We start from the raw sequence: 15,525 nt of genomic DNA, 5'->3' as shown, positions 1-15,525 counted from the left end.
TTTTCCCCATTGTCTAAGTATGTTGTAAGAGTTAGTACTGAACATCAGAAAAGGAAAAAATTTTTCTGACTCCATAACATTGCTTATTGGTTTATTTTTGTAATTAAGATATAAAAAATCCCCACCAGAAAGAAATTCTGGTGGGGTATTTGGTGGGGAACCAAATATAATTAATTAGATTTTAGCGTTTTAAAACAATTCAAAATGCTGTTAAATCAATCAAGTCACTTTAAATTAGGTTTATATTTTACTCCCACTCTACGGTTGCAGGTGGTTTACTTGTAATATCGTAGACGATACGGTTAACGTGGTCAACTTCGTTAACGATTCGAACAGAAATCTTTTGAAGAACTTCCCATGGAAGTTTCGCAAAGTCAGCTGTCATACCGTCGATTGAAGTGATAGCACGGATAGCGATAGTGTAGTCGTAAGTACGGCCATCACCCATAACACCGACAGATCGAACGCCTGTGTTAACAGTGAAGTATTGCCATACATCACGCTCAAGACCAGCTTTGGCAATTTCTTCGCGAAGAATAGCATCAGACTCACGAACAGTTTCAAGTTTCTCTTCAGTGATCTCACCCATAACACGGATGGCAAGTCCTGGTCCTGGGAAAGGTTGACGCCAAACAACTTCGTCAGGCATTCCCATTTCAGTACCAAGGGCACGTACTTCATCTTTAAAGAGGGTATTAAGTGGTTCAATCAATTCAAACTGCATGTCTTCTGGAAGACCACCAACATTGTGGTGAGATTTGATTGTTTGAGCTGTCTCAGTACCTGATTCAATAATATCAGTGTAGAGTGTTCCTTGAGCTAGGAAGTCTACACCTTTAAGTTTGCTTGCTTCGTCATCAAAGACGTAAACAAACTCGTTACCGATGATTTTACGTTTTTTCTCAGGATCATCAACACCAGCCAAGAGGTCCAGGAAGCGTTTAGAAGCATCAACACGGATAATGTTAAGTCCAAATTTACCTCCAAGCATCTCCATAACTTGGTCACCTTCACCTTTACGGAGAAGACCGTGGTCAACGAAGATACATGTCAATTGATCTCCAATAGCTTTTTGCAAAAGGACACCAACAACAGATGAATCAACTCCACCTGAGAGTCCAAGAAGGACTTTACGGTCACCAACTGTTTCACGGATTTGTGCAATTTGCATATCTACGAAGTTAGCCATTGACCAGTCACCTTTGGCACCACAGATACCGAAAGCAAAGTTTTTCAAGATATCGTTACCATATACAGAGTGACGAACTTCTGGGTGGAATTGGATACCGTAGAAGTTTTTCTCAGTATTTTCCATTGCGGCGAATGGGCAATCTACTGAGTCACCAACAAGATGGAAACCTTCTGGAATTTCTGTAACAGCATCACCGTGGCTCATAAGAACGACTTGTTCTTCAGGAGTTCCTGCAAAGAGTTCAGATTGGGCACGAAGGCGAAGTGTTGATTGGCCATACTCACGGTTACCAGCTTCACCAGCAGGAACAACTTTACCACCGAGTTTGTGGGTCAACAGTTGCATTCCGTAACAGATTCCAAGAATTGGAATACCAAGTTCAAAAATTTCTTCGTCAATACCAAAGGCATCTTCGGCATAAACAGAGTTAGGACCACCTGAAAGTACGATACCGATAGGATCGATGGCACGGACTTCATCAGCGGTAATTTTATGGCTTTTCAACTCAGAGAAAACGCCGAATTCACGAATACGACGTGCAATAAGCTGATTGTATTGGCTACCATAGTCTAGAACAATGATTTTCTGCACATCATTCAATGTAGAAATGTCAGTCATTATTACCCTTTCTTTTTACGTCACATAAGGACTCTTATGCTTTCATTGTATCACAAATTTAAGGACTTAGCACCTAGATTTATACGAGAAGCTACAAGTCATTTAATCACCTTTACAATTCTGACTCTTTTTTTGTAAAATAGGGATAACAAGGGGGGTATTAGATGTTACCAGCGTATATTCGCATACATGATAAAATAAAAAAAGATATTGATGAAGGTACTTGGAAAATTGGGCAACGTCTTCCTAGTGAGCGAGATCTTTGCGAAACTTTTGATGTCAGTCGCATGACTGTACGGCAGGCCATAACACTGTTAGTTGACGAGGGAATTTTGGAGCGTAAACCAGGTAGTGGGACCTTCGTTGCCAGTAGTCGTGTTAAGGAGAAGATGCGTGGAACCACGAGTTTTACGGAAATCGTCAAAGCGCAAGGCAAGAAGCCGTCTAGTCAGCTTATTTCTTATAAACGTCTACATCCCAATGAGTTTGAAATCAAGAATTTAGGTGTCTTACCACAGTCTTATGTGATTAGGATGGAGCGTGTTCGCTTTGCCGATGACATCCCAGTTGCATATGAGATTGCTAGTATCCCTGAAAAGATTATCCGTGGCTTTGAAGAATCTGAAATTACAGAACATTTCTTCAAGACCTTAACCGATAATGGTTATGAAATAGGGAAGAGCCAACAAACCATTTCGGCTAGTTTGGCCAATAGTAGTCTAGCCAAGCACCTCAAGGTTAAGACTGGTGATGCCCTCTTAAGTCTGACGCAAATTTCCTTTCTTCAAGATGGACAGGCTTTCGAATATGTACGTAGCTACTATGTCGGTGATCGTTTTGAGTTTTATTTGGAGAACAATTAGAAGTCACTGCTTTTTTCTGCACAAGAATCGTGCTAACACCATGATTTTATGGTAAAATGGAGCTTATGGAAATTGAAAAAACCAATCGCATGAATGCTCTTTTTGAGTTCTATGCTGCCTTGTTAACAGATAAGCAGATGAACTATATTGAGCTTTATTATGCGGATGATTATAGTTTGGCAGAAATTGCTGAAGAATTTGGCGTCAGTCGTCAGGCGGTGTATGATAACATCAAACGTACTGAGAAGATTTTGGAAGCTTACGAGATGAAATTACATATGTATTCAGATTACATCGTCCGTAGCCAAATTTTTGATGATATCATCGAAAAATACCCAGATGATAGCTATCTTCAGGAACAAATTGAAATTCTAAGTAGCATTGATAATAGAGATTAGATTCAAGCAGAAAGTAAGAGAGGAAATAATATATGGCTTTTGAAAGCTTAACGGAACGCTTGCAAGGCGTTTTCAAAAATCTAAGACGTAAAGGAAAACTTTCAGAGAAAGAAGTTCAAGAAGTCACTAAAGAGATTCGTTTGGCACTCCTTGAAGCAGACGTTGCCCTACCGGTTGTTAAGACATTTATCAAACGTGTTCGTGAACGTGCCGTAGGTCACGAAATCATTGATACTCTTGATGCTTCACAACAAATCATCAAGATTGTTAATGAAGAATTAACAGAGATTCTTGGGTCTGAAACATCTGAAATTGAGAAATCTCCAAAGATTCCAACTATCATAATGATGGTTGGTCTCCAAGGGGCTGGTAAAACAACCTTTGCTGGTAAATTAGCTAATAAGCTGATTAAAGAACAAGAAGCTCGCCCAATGATGATTGCGGCGGATATCTATCGTCCAGCAGCCATTGACCAGTTGAAGACCTTGGGCCAACAAATTAATGTTCCTGTTTTTGATATGGGAACAGAGACACCAGCGGTTGAGATTGTCAAAAATGGTTTGGAACAAGCGCGTGCCAATAAAAATGACTATGTCTTGATTGATACGGCGGGTCGTTTGCAGATTGACGAAACCCTCATGCAAGAGTTGCGTGATATCAAGGATTTCGCCCATCCAAACGAAATTCTCTTGGTTGTTGATAGCATGATTGGTCAGGAAGCTGCTAATGTTGCCAAGGAGTTCAATGAACAACTGGATATCACAGGTGTCGTTCTTACTAAAATTGACGGTGACACACGTGGTGGTGCGGCTCTTTCTATTCGTGAGATTACTGGTAAGCCAATTAAATTCACAGGTACTGGTGAGAAAATTACGGATATTGAGACTTTCCACCCAGACCGCATGTCAAGCCGTATCTTGGGAATGGGAGACCTTCTTACCCTTATTGAAAAAGCTTCTCAAGAGTACGACGAGAAAAAATCTCTTGAGTTGGCTGAGAAGATGCGTGAAAACACCTTTGACTTCAATGACTTCATCGACCAATTAGACCAAGTGCAAAATATGGGTCCTATGGAGGATTTGCTTAAGATGTTGCCAGGTATGGCTAACAATCCAGCCTTGGCTAATGTTAAAGTAGACGAGAAACAGATTGCACGCAAGCGTGCCATTGTATCATCAATGACACCAGAAGAGCGTGAAAATCCTGATCTCTTGACACCGAGTCGTCGTCGCCGTATTGCCAATGGTTCGGGAAATACCTTCATCGAAGTAAACAAGTTTATTAAAGACTTCAACCAAGCCAAACAAATGATGCAAGGTGTTATGTCTGGTGATATGGAGCAAATGATGCGTCAAATGGGTCTTAACCCAAATAATATGCCAAAAAACATGCCAAATATGCCTGATATGGGTAATATGGATATGTCTGCCCTTGAAGGCATGATGGGTGGCGCAGGTATGCCGGATCTTGGGAACATGGACCTTAGCCAAATGCTTGGTGGTGGTCTTAAAGGTAAGGTCGGTTCATTTGCTATGAAACATGCTATGAAACGTCAAGCTAACAAGATGAAGAAGGCTAAGAAAAAACGTAAATAAGAAAGGACTAGGGCTTATGGCTCTAGTTTTTTTATGGCATATTGACTTCTAGGGATATACATTGTAATATACTAGTGTATATACAATAAAAAGGAGTAGATTATGAAACCGAAAAAGAGAATTCAAGAAATGACCTTTGCAGCTTTGTTAACTGCGATTGCTATCCTTATCCCGAGTATTATGCCAATTAAATTAATCATTCCACCGGCTTCTTATACCTTGGGGAGTCACGTTCCAATATTTCTAGCTATGTTTATATCGCCCTGGGTAGCAGCTTTTGTTATCTTAGCGTCTAGTTTAGGATTCCTTATGGCCGGCTATCCGATTGTCATTGTTTTTAGGGCATTCTCGCATATCGTCTTTGGTTTGTTAGGAGCTTTTTATTTGAAAAAATTCCCTCAAACAATAGAAAACCATAAATCATCACTAATTTTTAACTTTGTTTTAGGTGTTATTCATGCTGTAGCTGAAGTAATTGCTTGTGTGATTTTTTATTCAGTAACGGGAGAGGACTTCCAAAAACTATTTTATGTTCTGTTTGTTTTAGTTGGATTTGGTACTATTGTCCATAGTATGATAGACTATGTTATAGCATTAACGATTTTCAAAAGTATTCGAAAAATTCGATAGTTGTAAGAGGAGTTGTTTAGTCTATGACTTTAAATCGCAAGCAAGAATTATTGGCACTGTTAAAGCAGTCTAAAGAAGCGATAAATGGGCAGAGTTTGGCGGAACATTTTGGTGTTACCCGTCAAATCATTGTCCAAGATATTGCACTTTTGCGAGCAGATGGTGCTCAAATTATTTCAACTAACAGGGGTTATATTTATAAAAACAGTGATGATAATTCTTATGAGCATCGACTCTTTAAAGTGAATCATACGGTGAATGACATGGAAGAAGAGCTTCTAGCCATTGTCGATAATGGGGGGCGTATTCAAAATATCATGATTGATCATCCAGTCTATGGTGAAATTCAAACCTTGTTGAAGTTGACTTGTCGTCGAGATGTTAGACATTTTTTAGAACAAGCAGCGTCAAGCGATTTTCGTCCACTATCTGAATTAACCAATGGTGTTCACTATCACCTTGTTGAAGCTGATAGTCAACAAGATTTAGATTACATTGAAGAGGCACTTGACAATATAGGATTTTTGGTCAAAGAATAATACAAAAGAGAAATGTAAAAGTAGTTGATTTCACTTGAAATCAACTACTTTTTTTGGTAAACTTATGTTAGTTTATTAACTTACGGAGGTGGCTATGTTTTCAGGACAAAAACTAAAGGAAATTCGAGAAGCGCAAGGAATGAGTCAAGCATCAGTGGCTAAGCATCTGGGAATTTCACGCTCCTCTTATTTTAATTGGGAAAATGGTAAGACAAAGCCAAATCAAAAGAATCTTACAGTATTGGCCCAACTTTTTGGCGTGGCTGAGACCTATTTTCTGTCTGAACATGAGATAGTGGAAGTTTACTTGGAACTTAATGACGAAAATCGTAAAGAAGCTTTGAGACTCACTAAGGCTCTTTTAGAAGAACAAGAAGCAGAAAGGCAGAAAGCACCTGTTATTCCGTTATACTCTTACAAAGTTTTCGAGCGTTTATCAGCCGGAACAGGATATACTTATTTTGGTGATGGCAATTATGATGAAGTTTTCTATGATGAAGAATTAGACCATGATTTTGCTTCTTGGGTTTTTGGAGATTCTATGGAACCCACTTACTTAAATGGAGAAGTAGTGTTGATCAAACAAACTGGTTTTGATTATGATGGTGCTGTTTATGCTGTGGATTGGGATGGTCAAACCTATATCAAAAAGGTTTATCGTGAGGAAGAGGGCCTGCGTTTAGTTTCTCTTAATAAACGCTACGGTGACAAATTTGCTCCTTATGATGAAGACCCTCGAATTATCGGTAAAATTGTCGGTAACTTCATGCCTATTGAGGCCTAACCAAGTGATAACAATTGGGCATCTCAACCTAAATCTGTTATAATATAAGTGAAGTAAAGCCAAGATTTTGGCTTTTTTTAAAAGAGTTTATATGATATTTTACTAAGGCTATTAAAGAGGAGAAAAACAAATGGCAACTATTCAATGGTTCCCTGGGCACATGTCCAAGGCTCGCCGACAGGTCCAGGAAAATATAAAGCATGTTGATTTTGTCACTATTTTAGTGGATGCACGTTTACCATTTTCAAGTCAAAACCCTATGTTGACTAAGATTGTTGGCGACAAGCCTAAGCTTTTAATTCTCAATAAATCGGATCTTGCTGACAGCAATCGGACCAAAGAGTGGCGTACTTACTTTGAGAAACAAGGCATTAAAACTCTGGCTATTAATTCCAAGGAGCAGTCTACGGTTAAATTGGTGACAGATGCTGCTAAGATTCTTATGTCTGAGAAAATTCAACGCTTGCGTGAACGTGGGATTCAGAAAGAGAACTTGAGAACCATGATTATTGGTATTCCAAATGCAGGGAAATCAACCTTGATGAACCGCCTCGCTGGTAAAAAAATTGCTGTTGTGGGAAATAAACCTGGTGTTACAAAAGGCCAACAATGGTTGAAGTCAAATAAGGACTTGGAAATTCTTGATACTCCGGGTATCTTGTGGCCTAAGTTTGAGGATGAATTGGTTGGCTTGAAACTTGCTTTGACGGGTGCTATCAAAGACCAGCTGTTACCAATGGATGAAGTTACTATTTTTGGACTCAACTACTTTAAAACCTACTATCCAGAACGTCTCGAGGAACGTTTTAAAGGGATTGACCTTGAAGAAGAGGCTCCAGAAATCATTATGGAAATGACCCAAAAACTAGGCTTTCGTGAAGATTATGACCGTTTTTACAGTCTTTTTGTCAAAGATGTTCGTGATGGAAAACTAGGCCGTTACACACTTGATATTGTTGGGGTTGATACTGATGGCGACAATTAAAGAAGTCAAGGAACAATTAGCAACTTTGACAGACCTAGACGACCATCGTTGGGCGACATTTGAGGAAGATAGCCGTACTGGGGTACAGACCGCTATTAAGCAACGCCGTAAGGCCATCCTGGCGGAGATTGCGGAGGATGAGCGTTTGGAAACGATGCTTAATTACGAAAAATTGCTCTATGCCCAGGGAGTTGAACTCATTGCAGGTGTTGATGAAGTTGGACGAGGCCCCCTGGCTGGACCAGTGGTTGCCGCAGCTGTTATCTTGCCAAAGCTTTGCAAAATCAAAGGCCTCAATGACAGTAAAAAAATCCCAAAATCAAAACATAAAGCCATCTATAAGCAGGTAATGAAACAAGCAGTGGCTGTCGGTATTGGTGTTAAGGACAATCATGTCATTGACGATGTCAATATTTATGAGGCAACTAAACTTGCTATGATTGAAGCTATTGAAAACCTCAGTCCTCAACCAGAACAGTTGTTAATTGATGCTATGACTTTAGATTTACCTATAGGACAAACATCAATTATTAAGGGGGATGCTAATTCCTTATCTATTGCTGCAGCATCAATCGTAGCAAAGGTAACCCGTGATGAGATGATGGCTGATTATGATCAAGAGTATCCTGGCTATGCATTTACCAAAAATGCAGGCTATGGAACTAAAGAGCATTTATCTGGTTTGGATAAACTTGGTATCACGCCAATTCATAGAAGAAGCTTTGAACCCATAAAGTCAATGCTTAAAAAGTAGGTGAGCAGAGTGATTGTAGCTATTGATATCGGAGGAACCTTTGTCAAGTTTGGTTTAGTTGACGATAATTTCAATATTACCAATCAATCTAAAGTTCCAACTCCAGCAAGCATAGATGATTTCTGGGGAACTTTAGAAAATATTGTTTCATCATATGAAGATGAAATTTCGGGGATTGCTATTGCGTGTCCGGGAGAAATTAATAGTAAACGTGGCTTTGTTTTCAAGGGTGGCCTTATCCCTTATTTAACAGCTATTCCTCTTGGAACAGGTCTATCTAAAACTTTTCAATTACCTGTAAAGGTTATTAATGATGCTGATGCGGCTGCTCTGGCTGAAGCTAGATATGGTAGTCTACAAGAAGTTGATTGTGGTGCTGCTTTGGTTTTAGGTACGGGTGTTGGCTTAGGACTCGTCTCTCAGGGAGCCCTGTTAACACCTCTCTTGGTTTCCAAATTTCTGATAGGACCAAGTTCTCAAAGTAAGAGTCAAACGGCTCTCCCTTTCAAGTGGGCCTTGTTTAAGCAGGCACTGATTAGCCTTGTTGATAATAAAGGTTCTGCGGTTGGTTTTGTCCATGAGGCCAGTCAATTACTTGGCTTAGATCAGGATGATGGTCCAGCTGTCTTCTCAGCTATAGAAGAAGGTCAATTTGAAAAACTCAATTCGCTATTTAAGGACTATTGTCATGAAATTGCGGTGCTTATTCTGAATTTACAGACTTTCATGAACTTAGAAAGAGTCGTTATCGGCGGTGGCATCAGCAGGCAAAATTCTTTGATAGAAGGTATTGTTAATGCTTATGAAGAGTTATTTAATGAAAAGTCTGATATAGGTTTTGAGCCAATTTCGATTCAAGCTTGTCATTTCCATAACGACAGTAACCTCCTAGGCGCAGCGTCTTATTTTATGTCTGAAAATGATTTATAATCAAGGAAAGTTCCATAAAGGGAACTTTTTTCTTTATCTCTTGCGAATAAAGAAATGGAGGTATTTATATGAATAACTTTGAACTTTTTAAACTAAAAGCCGCTGGATTGACGAATTTAAACATCCTTAATATTTTAGACTATCAGAAGACTCAAGATAGAAAATTAAGTTTACGAGATATGGCAGTGGTTTCAAAGTCTAAAAATGCCGTTCTTTTTATGGAAAAATACAAGACTTTAGATATTAAGCAACTTAAAGAGCAGTATCAGCGTTATCCGACAGTATCTATTTTTGACCAGGAGTATCCGATTGAGTTAAAGCACACCTACAATCCACCAGTTCTCCTCTTTTATCAAGGAAATATTGAGTTGTTGAGTAAACCTAAGTTAGCAATTGTTGGGGCAAGGAAGTGCTCTGAAACAGGAAAACAGTCGGTTCGTAAGGTTGTTAATGAACTCGGTAATCATTTTACTATCGTTAGTGGCTTGGCGCGTGGCATTGATACCTGTGCCCATATGGAAGCTTTGAAAAATAAAGGTAACACCATTGCAGTTATTGGGACTGGACTAGACGTCTATTATCCTAAAGAAAATAAAGCTTTGCAGGATTATATGAGTAAAAATCATCTCGTGCTTTCAGAATATGCACCGAGTGAACAACCTCTCAAGTATCATTTTCCAGAACGAAATCGTATTATTTCAGGCTTGTGTCAGGGGGTTTTAGTTGTAGAGGCTAAGCTTCGATCGGGAAGTTTGATTACTTGTGAGCGTGCCATGGAGGAAGGAAGAGATGTTTTTGCTATTCCAGGAAATATTTTAGACGGAAAATCGGATGGCTGTCATCACCTCATTCAAGAGGGCGCAAAGTGTATTACGACGGGATTTGATATCCTTTCTGAGTTTTCTTAAAAATCAAACTTCTCCTATAGAGAAAAAATTTTTTTATTGACAGTTTAAGGAAAGGACGGTATTATGTTAGTTGCTCGGTCCAAGGTGTTGCACTTTTTAATGTCTTGTGACTAAAATATAGACAGATTAATGGCGCAGCCAGTTTATAACAAAATAAGGAAATAATCTATGGCGACAGCAACGACAACAAAAACGAAAACTAAAACAACAAAGAAATCAACGGCAAAAAAGACGACTAAAAAAAGAGCGACACCAAAGAAAAATTTGGTTATTGTGGAGTCTCCTGCCAAAGCAAAAACCATTGAAAAGTACCTTGGGCGCAATTATAAAGTTGTAGCCTCTGTTGGGCATATCCGTGATTTGAAAAAATCAAGTATGTCCATTGACTTTGAAAACAATTACGAACCACAATATATCAATATTCGTGGTAAGGGACCACTTATCAATGAATTAAAGAAAGAAGCTAAGAAAGCTAAGCAAGTCTTTCTCGCAAGTGACCCGGACCGTGAAGGAGAAGCTATTTCATGGCATTTGTCACATATCCTTGGACTGGATGATCACGATAAGAATCGAGTTGTGTTCAATGAAATCACAAAGGATGCAGTGAAAAATGCCTTTGTGGAGCCACGCGCCATTGACATGGACTTGGTAGATGCGCAGCAAGCTCGTCGTGTCTTGGACCGTATTGTGGGTTATTCAATCTCTCCACTTCTTTGGAAGAAGGTTAAGAAAGGTCTTTCTGCAGGGCGTGTCCAATCAGTAGCTCTTAAGCTTATTATTGACCGTGAGAATGAAATTAAGGCCTTTAAACCAGAAGAATACTGGACTATTGATGGTGCCTTTAAGAAGGGGGCTAAGAAGTTTCAGGCTAGCTTCTATGGCTTGGATGGTAAAAAGCTTAAGCTCAACAATAATGACGATGTTCAAGCTGTTCTTTCTCGTATCACGAGTGATGACTTTAATGTTGATAAGGTAGAGAAAAAAGAACGCCGTCGTAATGCACCATTGCCATATACAACGTCATCACTACAACAGGATGCTGCCAATAAGATTAACTTCCGTACACGTAAGACCATGATGGTTGCTCAGCAGTTGTACGAGGGGATTAATCTGGGTTCAGGGGCTCAGGGGTTGATTACATATATGCGTACGGACTCAACACGTATCAGTCCGGTTGCTCAAAACCAAGCTGCTGAATTTATTACAGAACGCTTTGGTTCTAAGTATTCTAAGCATGGTAGCAAGGTGAAAAATAGCTCAGCAGCTCAAGATGCCCATGAGGCTATTCGTCCTTCAAATGTTTTTCAAACGCCAGAAAGCATTGCCAAGTATTTGGATAAGGATCAACTCAAGCTCTATACCCTTATTTGGAATCGTTTTGTAGCCAGTCAAATGACAGCTGCAGTATTTGATACGATGAAGGTGACCTTGTCTCAAAATGGTGTCATTTTCACAGCAAATGGAAGCCAAATCAAGTTTGACGGTTATATGGCCGTTTACAACGACTCTGATAAGAACAAAATGCTTCCTGATATGGCTGAGGGTGATACGGTTAAGAAGGTTGTGACAACGCCTGAACAACACTTCACCCAACCTCCTGCACGCTATTCTGAAGCGACATTGATTAAGACGCTAGAAGAAAACGGCGTTGGTCGTCCGTCTACTTATGCGCCAACGCTTGATGTTATCCAACGTCGCTACTATGTCAAATTGGTGGCTAAACGATTTGAACCAACTGAACTTGGTGAAATCGTCAATAGCTTAATCGTCGAATTCTTCCCAGACATCGTGGATGTTAAATTCACCGCCGAGATGGAAGGGAAACTCGATAAAGTCGAAATCGGTAAGGAACAATGGCAGAAGGTCATTGATGAATTCTTCAAACCTTTCCAAAAAGAATTGGAAAAAGCTGAAGAAGGTATTGAAAAAATCCAAATCAAGGATGAGCCTGCTGGTTTTGATTGTGATCTCTGTGGTCACCCAATGGTCATCAAACTTGGTCGCTACGGTAAGTTCTACGCATGTAGTAATTTCCCAGACTGTCATAACACCAAGGCCATTACTAAAGAAATTGGCGTTACTTGTCCAACCTGTGGTCAAGGTCAGGTCATCGAACGTAAGACAAAACGTAATCGTGTCTTCTACGGTTGTGACCGCTATCCTGACTGTGAATTTACGTCATGGGATATTCCTGTTGGACGTAACTGTCCTAAATCAGGCGATTACCTCGTCGAGAAGAAAGTACGTGGTGGTGGCAAACAAGTCATCTGTAGTAACGAAGAGTGTGATTACAAAGAATCTGTTGTTAAATAAAGACATAGCTATCTCAAGTTAAGACTTGGGATAGTTTTTTGTATTTTATCCAAAAAACTGATACTTTCCTTAAATTTGTTTTTTATACTAATGATGAAAGAAAGGAGAGTTACTATGAAATGTTTAAGTCTATCAGGTTTCCAACTCAAATATATAGCCCTCATTACTATGGTATTCGACCATATTCACTATTTTTTTGAGTATACAGGAAAAATACCCATTTGGTTTACTATGATTGGGAGATTAGCGGCCCCCTTGTTCCTTTTTACTGTGATTGAAGGTTTCGTTCATACACGCAATCGAAAAAAATACTTCCTAAAGATTTATGCTTTAGCAATTTTGATGGGATTGATTCAGTTTGGATTTTATAATTTTCTACATCCTCTTGTAAGGGCAGATGGTTTCTTTCCACAAAATATGATGTTGTCATCGTTCGCTATTTTGCTCGTTGCTCTTCAAGGTATTGCTTGGATTCAAGAAAAGAAATATCTAAAAGGAATCCCAACCTTACTTTTCCCCTTATTGCTTCCATGGTTAATGGCACCTTTTTATCTGCTAAGCGCAAACAAACCTATGTTAGGTTTTCTACTAAATTTACTCAATTTTACAGTGCTACCAGTTCATACATTTATCAGCGATGGAGGGACGTGGTTGCTTTTGACTGGTATCGCTATGTATCTTTGTCATAAGAATCTTAAGAAAGAAGTGCTTGCTTTTGTGAGTGTTAGTCTTGTTTGGGTACTAATGGCGATTGTATTGGGTAGACTTTCTATTCACGACTTAATGTTTAAATATATTGAATGGATGGAACTATTTGCAGCTCCTTTGATGCTTTGTTATAACGGTCAAAGAGGGAACGGGTCAAAATATTTATTCTATGTCTTTTACCCAACACATATTTATCTACTCTACGCCTTGTCAGTTGTCTTCTATAGATGATATGATAAGGGTAAATTTGTATGAAAGGAGAGGTCATGGCTCAGATACTTGTTATTGATGATCAGGAAGATATTGTAAAATTGGTTGTAAAGGCCTTAGAGCTTCAAAACCATAAGGTGACAGGACTTACGAGTGTTTTGGACTTGGATAAGAACTCGTTGCCACGGTTTGACTTGATATTGCTGGATATCATGATGCCTGATGTTGACGGTCTCCAGTTCTGTCATGAGATTCGGGAACAGGTGGATTGCCCCATCCTCTTTATTACAGCCAGAACGCAAGAAGGGGATATCGTTCAGGGATTGAGCTATGGGGCGGATGATTATATTTGCAAACCATTTGGGGTTAAAGAACTCCAGGCGCGTGTGGCTGCTCACTTGAGACGGGAACATCGTGAACGTCACCATAAGCTTTCACTTGGAGATTTTCAGTTTGATTTGTCGGCTCAGGAGCTTTATGTTGAGAATCAGTTGTTAGATTTGACTAAGTCGGAGTATGGTATTTGTCAATTTTTGGCTGAAAATAAGGGCCAAGTCTTTTCAAAAGAACAAATCTACACGCATTTGTATGGCTATGAGGATAAAGGAAGTCCAACAGCAGTGGCTGAACATATTAAAAATATCCGTGCAAAGCTCAAAGATGTTGGGCAAAATCCTATTGAAACAGTTTGGGGGATTGGTTACAAGTGGCACTAATTAAAAAACGAGAACACTCTCTAAGAACACTATTGTTATCTTATGTTGCCAGCTTGACGGTCCTATCGGCAATCAGTAGCCTACTTATTTTGTCTGTATTCAGCTTGTCTTATCGTTTTGGAGTTGTGATTCCAGCAAATCAAGTTGAGAGTGATTTGTCTGCTGTGAGAAGTGATATTGAAACTTCTAAGGTCTTTAATCCTGATGTTTTACCGGATGGTACTAGTTATGTTTTTTTAACTAGGGAATTTAAGCTTAAGAAGTCTAACATGCCAGTTAACTTGCAAGAAGAATCCTTACTAAATTACCAATTCAAGAATGCTCACGGTGGGATATACGGCTATTTTCAGTCTTTTGAACGGTCAGATGGCATAGTCATTGTCAACTATCAACTATCACCTCGGTATCGTAACGCTTGGATGAACCAGTATTTTCCCAATGCTGATCTTATGATGATTGGTTCAATGATGGTGTCCATTTTACTCATCTTTGTTGTTTTAACATTCTTCTATGCCAATAAATTACGTCAACAGCTTAGACCAATACTGAGAGCAACTGAGAAAATAGCAGAGCAAGACTTGGATTTTCAAACCTCCCGGTCTACCATTAAGGAGTTTAATCAAGTTTTAAGTGGTTTGGACCACATGCGTGCTGCACTTCGTGACTCTTTGATGGAAAATTGGAAGGCAGAGCAGGATAAGCAAAATCAGATTTCTGCCTTAACTCATGACCTAAAGACCCCACTGACAGTTGCTCGTGGCAATGCTGAACTCTTAGCTATGACTCCCTTGGATGCGGAACAGATGGACTTATTAGAGCATTTTCAAAAGGGGATTACACAGGTTGATGCTTATGTTAAAGAGTTGTCCGAACTCAACAAAACGAGTTTGACGAAAACCTTGACACTTGAAGACATTTCGGTTAGGGAATTTGTTGAAGACATTTACTCTCAAACCTTGTCACTAGCTCAAACCAAACAAATCAATGTTGCATTTGACAAGAAGGATATTAAGAAAGAAATCATAGGACATTGGGACAGGTCCTTGTTGAATCGAGCTTTTATGAATATTGTTGCTAATGCGGTAGAGCATACGCCAAGTGGTAGTCAGTTGCTCTTAACTGCTAGGGTAGAAGAAGATGAATTTACGTTTATCTGCCTTGACTCTGGCCCTGGATTTTCCCTTGAATCTCTTGAAAAGGCTACTCAGCTCTTTTATCAAGAGGATAAGAGCAGACAAAGTCGCAATCACAGTGGTCTTGGTCTAACTATTGCCAATGATATTGTTCGCTTACATCATGGTAGTCTTTCGCTTTCAAATTGTGATAATACAGGTGGTGCTAAAGTGACTATCATTTTACCCCTATAAATACAGATGACTCCT

At 39.3% G+C, this 15,525-nt stretch carries 15 protein-coding genes; 14 read left to right on the top strand and 1 reads right to left on the bottom strand.

The genetic code is table 11. The features are described from left to right. Positions 1-247: 247 nt before the first annotated feature. Positions 248-1,810 carry a glutamine-hydrolyzing GMP synthase gene (gene guaA / locus PCY14_RS04805; RefSeq protein ID WP_014634570.1) on the bottom strand — a complete coding sequence of 521 codons (1,563 nt, stop codon included), beginning with the start codon at positions 1,808-1,810 and terminating at the stop codon, positions 248-250. A 164-nt stretch (positions 1,811-1,974) separates the two neighbouring features. Here guaA and PCY14_RS04800 point away from each other — a divergent pair, with 164 nt between their 5' ends. The 14 genes from PCY14_RS04800 (at position 1,975) to PCY14_RS04735 (ending at position 15,510) form a co-directional block, all read left to right on the top strand. Further along, positions 1,975-2,673, top strand: a complete 699-nt coding sequence (locus PCY14_RS04800; protein WP_002888505.1) for a GntR family transcriptional regulator — start codon at positions 1,975-1,977, stop codon at positions 2,671-2,673. A 65-nt stretch (positions 2,674-2,738) separates the two neighbouring features. Further along, positions 2,739-3,071: a putative DNA-binding protein gene (locus tag PCY14_RS04795; RefSeq protein ID WP_002888504.1), complete on the top strand. Its 333-nt coding sequence runs from the start codon at positions 2,739-2,741 to the stop codon at positions 3,069-3,071. Between the two features lie 32 nt (positions 3,072-3,103). Beyond that, positions 3,104-4,666 carry a signal recognition particle protein gene (ffh, locus tag PCY14_RS04790; protein WP_143567212.1) on the top strand — a complete coding sequence of 521 codons (1,563 nt, stop codon included), beginning with the start codon at positions 3,104-3,106 and terminating at the stop codon, positions 4,664-4,666. A 102-nt stretch (positions 4,667-4,768) separates the two neighbouring features. Continuing rightward, the gene (locus PCY14_RS04785) at positions 4,769-5,296 is read left to right on the top strand and encodes an ECF transporter S component (protein WP_021151806.1); all 528 of its coding nucleotides are present in this window, start codon (positions 4,769-4,771) and stop codon (positions 5,294-5,296) included. Between the two features lie 23 nt (positions 5,297-5,319). Then, positions 5,320-5,835, top strand: coding sequence for a transcription repressor NadR (locus PCY14_RS04780; RefSeq protein WP_002888502.1), 516 nt, complete (start codon positions 5,320-5,322; stop codon positions 5,833-5,835). Between the two features lie 94 nt (positions 5,836-5,929). Further along, the gene (locus PCY14_RS04775; protein ID WP_164376189.1) at positions 5,930-6,619 is read left to right on the top strand and encodes a helix-turn-helix transcriptional regulator; all 690 of its coding nucleotides are present in this window, start codon (positions 5,930-5,932) and stop codon (positions 6,617-6,619) included. 130 nt (positions 6,620-6,749) lie between these two features. Continuing rightward, positions 6,750-7,604, top strand: a complete 855-nt coding sequence (gene ylqF / locus PCY14_RS04770) for a ribosome biogenesis GTPase YlqF (RefSeq protein ID WP_301363211.1) — start codon at positions 6,750-6,752, stop codon at positions 7,602-7,604. Then, a complete protein-coding gene (locus tag PCY14_RS04765; protein ID WP_021151810.1) occupies positions 7,591-8,358 on the top strand; it encodes a ribonuclease HII in 768 nt (255 codons plus the stop codon). The genes ylqF and PCY14_RS04765 overlap by 14 nt, the downstream gene beginning before the upstream one ends. 9 nt (positions 8,359-8,367) lie before the next feature. Beyond that, positions 8,368-9,288, top strand: coding sequence for an ROK family protein (locus tag PCY14_RS04760; protein ID WP_164376191.1), 921 nt, complete (start codon positions 8,368-8,370; stop codon positions 9,286-9,288). Between the two features lie 68 nt (positions 9,289-9,356). Continuing rightward, complete coding sequence (gene dprA, locus PCY14_RS04755; RefSeq protein WP_021151811.1) at positions 9,357-10,196, top strand: DNA-processing protein DprA; 840 nt, start codon at positions 9,357-9,359, stop codon at positions 10,194-10,196. 168 nt (positions 10,197-10,364) lie between these two features. Then, positions 10,365-12,509: a type I DNA topoisomerase gene (topA, locus tag PCY14_RS04750; protein WP_293922279.1), complete on the top strand. Its 2,145-nt coding sequence runs from the start codon at positions 10,365-10,367 to the stop codon at positions 12,507-12,509. Between the two features lie 114 nt (positions 12,510-12,623). Continuing rightward, on the top strand, positions 12,624-13,448 hold the full coding sequence (locus PCY14_RS04745) for a TraX family protein (protein WP_021151813.1): 825 nt from the start codon (positions 12,624-12,626) through the stop codon (positions 13,446-13,448). Positions 13,449-13,483: 35 nt separating this feature from the next. After that, positions 13,484-14,143 (top strand): response regulator transcription factor, encoded by a 660-nt coding sequence (locus tag PCY14_RS04740; RefSeq protein WP_060933784.1) that lies wholly within the window; start codon positions 13,484-13,486, stop codon positions 14,141-14,143. Then, complete coding sequence (locus PCY14_RS04735; RefSeq protein ID WP_081102577.1) at positions 14,134-15,510, top strand: HAMP domain-containing sensor histidine kinase; 1,377 nt, start codon at positions 14,134-14,136, stop codon at positions 15,508-15,510. The genes PCY14_RS04740 and PCY14_RS04735 overlap by 10 nt, the downstream gene beginning before the upstream one ends. Positions 15,511-15,525 lie beyond the last annotated feature (15 nt).

Source organism: Streptococcus sp. SV2, assembly GCF_030440175.1.
GTDB lineage: Bacteria > Bacillota > Bacilli > Lactobacillales > Streptococcaceae > Streptococcus > Streptococcus raffinosi.
Note: the sequence above shows the minus strand (reverse complement) of the source record. Positions and strands in the feature narration are given on the sequence as shown.

Coding starts and splice junctions, on each gene's coding strand:
- PCY14_RS04795 (WP_002888504.1), top strand. CDS start 2,739: ATGGAAATTGAAAAAACCAATCGCATGAATGCTCTTTTTGAGTTCTAT.
- PCY14_RS04780 (WP_002888502.1), top strand. CDS start 5,320: ATGACTTTAAATCGCAAGCAAGAATTATTGGCACTGTTAAAGCAGTCT.
- PCY14_RS04740 (WP_060933784.1), top strand. CDS start 13,484: ATGGCTCAGATACTTGTTATTGATGATCAGGAAGATATTGTAAAATTG.
- PCY14_RS04765 (WP_021151810.1), top strand. CDS start 7,591: ATGGCGACAATTAAAGAAGTCAAGGAACAATTAGCAACTTTGACAGAC.
- ylqF (WP_301363211.1), top strand. CDS start 6,750: ATGGCAACTATTCAATGGTTCCCTGGGCACATGTCCAAGGCTCGCCGA.
- PCY14_RS04775 (WP_164376189.1), top strand. CDS start 5,930: ATGTTTTCAGGACAAAAACTAAAGGAAATTCGAGAAGCGCAAGGAATG.
- ffh (WP_143567212.1), top strand. CDS start 3,104: ATGGCTTTTGAAAGCTTAACGGAACGCTTGCAAGGCGTTTTCAAAAAT.
- guaA (WP_014634570.1), bottom strand. CDS start 1,810: ATGACTGACATTTCTACATTGAATGATGTGCAGAAAATCATTGTTCTA.
- PCY14_RS04800 (WP_002888505.1), top strand. CDS start 1,975: ATGTTACCAGCGTATATTCGCATACATGATAAAATAAAAAAAGATATT.
- dprA (WP_021151811.1), top strand. CDS start 9,357: ATGAATAACTTTGAACTTTTTAAACTAAAAGCCGCTGGATTGACGAAT.
- PCY14_RS04745 (WP_021151813.1), top strand. CDS start 12,624: ATGAAATGTTTAAGTCTATCAGGTTTCCAACTCAAATATATAGCCCTC.
- topA (WP_293922279.1), top strand. CDS start 10,365: ATGGCGACAGCAACGACAACAAAAACGAAAACTAAAACAACAAAGAAA.
- PCY14_RS04785 (WP_021151806.1), top strand. CDS start 4,769: ATGAAACCGAAAAAGAGAATTCAAGAAATGACCTTTGCAGCTTTGTTA.